The 2,919-nt window shown below is 67.0% G+C and carries 3 protein-coding genes; 1 reads left to right on the top strand and 2 read right to left on the bottom strand.

Features of this window, described 5'->3' with window-relative positions:
• Window positions 1-199 precede the first annotated feature (199 nt).
• Window positions 200-1,618 (top strand): FkbM family methyltransferase, encoded by a 1,419-nt coding sequence (locus AC1D00_RS34550; protein ID WP_477013765.1) that lies wholly within the window; start codon window positions 200-202, stop codon window positions 1,616-1,618.
• A 4-nt stretch (window positions 1,619-1,622) separates the two neighbouring features.
• Here the strand turns inward: AC1D00_RS34550 and AC1D00_RS34545 are convergent, their stop codons facing one another.
• A complete protein-coding gene (locus AC1D00_RS34545) occupies window positions 1,623-1,928 on the bottom strand; it encodes a hypothetical protein (RefSeq protein WP_404556975.1) in 306 nt (101 codons plus the stop codon).
• The coding region (locus AC1D00_RS34540; RefSeq protein WP_477013764.1) for an amidase family protein at window positions 1,919-2,919 on the bottom strand (1,001 nt) is incomplete at its 5' end. The genes AC1D00_RS34540 and AC1D00_RS34545, both read right to left, overlap by 10 nt.

The raw sequence follows: 2,919 nt of genomic DNA, 5'->3' as shown, positions 1-2,919 counted from the left end.
GTGCTGGAGGATGCGGGTCGGACCCCGGCCGGGCGGGAGCTACCACGCCCAACTAATTAAGCCGGCGCGGAAAGCGATGCAACCTGGGCCCCCGCTCCCCGATCGGCCGAATTGGGCGTGAAACTGCACGCAATCCGTGCCATGACAACCGTAAATGGATCGAGGCGGGAGGGACATGATGGGCGAGCTATCGCTCCRGATGACTGACGGGACGCATATCGTTGTGCCGGCCACGCTCGGCGCCATCACCACTTATGTCATCCTCGAGCAGGAATCGTGGTTCGAGAAGGAGACGGCGTTTCTCGCAAGCTGGCTAAAGCCGGGCATGACCGTGCTCGACATCGGGGCCAATCTCGGCGTCTACAGCCTGCCGATGGCGCGGCTGCTCGCGCCTCATGGCCAGGTGTTCGCCTATGAACCAGCAAGCGAGCCGCGCCGCCTGCTCGCGCTCAGCAAGGCCAAGAACGAGGCCACCAACCTGCATGTCGTCGCCGCCGCCCTGTCCGACGGTGAGCGCGAGGGTCAGCTGGTGCTGGGCAGCTCCAGCGAGCTCAACTCGCTGCAAGGCAGCGGTCCCAGCGAAAACGTTCAGATCACGTCGCTCGACGCCGAGCAGAAGTCAAGGAACTGGGGCGCCATCGACTTCGTCAAGATCGACGCGGAAGGAGAGGAAGAGCGCATTCTGGCCGGCGCGCAGGCATTTTTCTCCGAGCACTCTCCCCTGGTGATGTTCGAGATCAAAGCCGGCGAGAAGCACAATGACGGCCTGCCGGCAGCGTTCGCCAGTCTGGGGTTCGGCATCTACCGGCTCCTCGGCGGCGCACCCGTCCTGGTACCGGTCAAGATCGGCGAGCCGCTCGATCCCTACGAGCTCAACCTGTTCGCAGCCAAACCCGAGCGCGCCGCAGCACTCGCAGGCGAGGGTTTCCTGATCGAGACCATTCCGGTGTGGGAGCCCGACGACACCGCACGCGACTGGGCGCTTGCGCAGTTCAAGGCGCAATCCTTTGCGCCGATTTTCAATGCGCTGCCCGGCGGCGCCGCGGCTCAGGACCCGATTTATCGCGACGCTCTTGCCGGCTATGCGATCTGGCGCTCCCAGGAGCACGCATGGCCCCAGCGTTACGCGGCACTGAAGTTCGCTTGCGATACGCTCGGCGCGCTCTGTCAGCAGCAAGCTTCGCTGTCGCGCCTTTCGACACTCGCCCGCGTCGCCTCGGACATCGGCAACCGCACGATGGCCGTCAACGCACTGCGGTTCACGGCGGAGGTGCTCAAAGGCGGCAAAGGCCGCATCCTGGAACCATTCTGGCCGGCAAGTCCGCGGTTCGACCATCTTGCGCCCGGGGACAACGTCGTCGGCTGGTTCGTGGCTGCAGCGCTCGAGCGGTTCGAACAGCTCGCGTCGTTCTCCTCATGCTTTGCACCGCCTTCCGTCGATCTCGACTGGCTGGCAAAGCAGCCGCTGGTTGCCACCGAGATCGAACGCCGCCGTGTTCTCCAGCGGGCACGCGCAGGTCAAAAGGTCGCGGTCCCATCGCGTCTGCGCAGGGCGGCGCCGGACCACCTCAACGCCGCGGCCTGGCGCGCCGGCGTAGTGCCCAACACGAGCCTGTGAAGGCTCAGGCGCGCCCCGTTGCGAGCAGCGCCGTTGCGATCCGCTCCCACTCCGCTTCCAGCGAATCCTTTGCAGCTGGCTGGCCGGCCTGGCGGTACCAGTAGCCGGCGTTGCCGAGATCGCCTTCGACGCGGTGCAGATAGGCGTGCACCCAGGCGGCCTCGCGGCTGCTCTCGTCCTGGACGATCTTGTGCGCGCGGTCCCAGTCGCCCTTCGCCGCCCACCAGAGACCGGCGAGCGGCGCGTTCAGGTCCGGCGCCGGCGCTGCGCCGTCGAGGCTCGCGATGAACGCGGCGACATTCACCACCACCTCGCGGGCGTGAAGCGGCCGGCGGCCTGCTCAATCACCTCGCCGAGCGAGAACAGCGTCTCCTCGTCGAAGGGACGGCCGATCAATTGCAGGCCGAGCGGCAGGCCCTGCGCGTCCTTGCCGGCGGGCACGGCGATGCCGGGCAGGCCCGCCATGTTCACGGTCACCGTGAAGATGTCGTTGAGATACATCTCGACCGGGTCGGCGCCGCCCTTCTCGCCGATGCCGAAGGCCGCCGACGGCGTCGCCGGCGTCAGGATCGCGTTGACGCCCTTGGCGAAGCAATCCTCGAAATCCTTCTTGATCAGCGTGCGGACCTTCTGGGCGCGCAGATAATAGGCATCGTAATAGCCGGCCGAGAGCACGTAGGTGCCGATCATGACGCGGCGGCGCACTTCGGCGCCAAAACCTTCGGCGCGGGTGTTCTCGTACAGCTCGATGATGTTTTTGCCCTGCTCGCGCAGGCCGTAGCGCACGCCGTCATAGCGCGCGAGGTTCGAGGACGCCTCCGCCGGCGCCACGATGTAATAGGCCGGCAGCGCGTATTTGGTGTGCGGCAGCGACACCTCGACGAGCTCGGCGCCCGCCGCCTTCAGCCAGGCCGCGCCCTCGCTCCACAGCTTCTCGATCTCGGCCGGCATGCCGTCGAGACGATATTCCTTGGGGATGCCGATCTTGATGCCCTTCACGGACTTGCCGATCGCGGCCTCATAGTCCGGCACGGCAATGTCGACCGACGTCGTGTCCTTCGGATCGTGCCCGGCCATCGAGCGCAGCAGCATCGCGCTATCGCGCACGCTGCGTGCGATCGGACCTGCCTGGTCGAGCGAGGAGGCGAAGGCGACGATGCCCCAGCGCGAGCAGCGACCGTAGGTCGGCTTGATGCCGACGGTCGCGGTGAACGCCGCCGGCTGGCGGATCGAGCCGCCGGTGTCGGTCGCGGTCGCGCCCATGCACAGCAGCGCCGCCACGGCCGAGGCCGAGCCACCGG

This window comes from Bradyrhizobium sp. P2_E8 (assembly GCF_056403875.1).
Note: the sequence above shows the minus strand (reverse complement) of the source record. Positions and strands in the feature narration are given on the sequence as shown.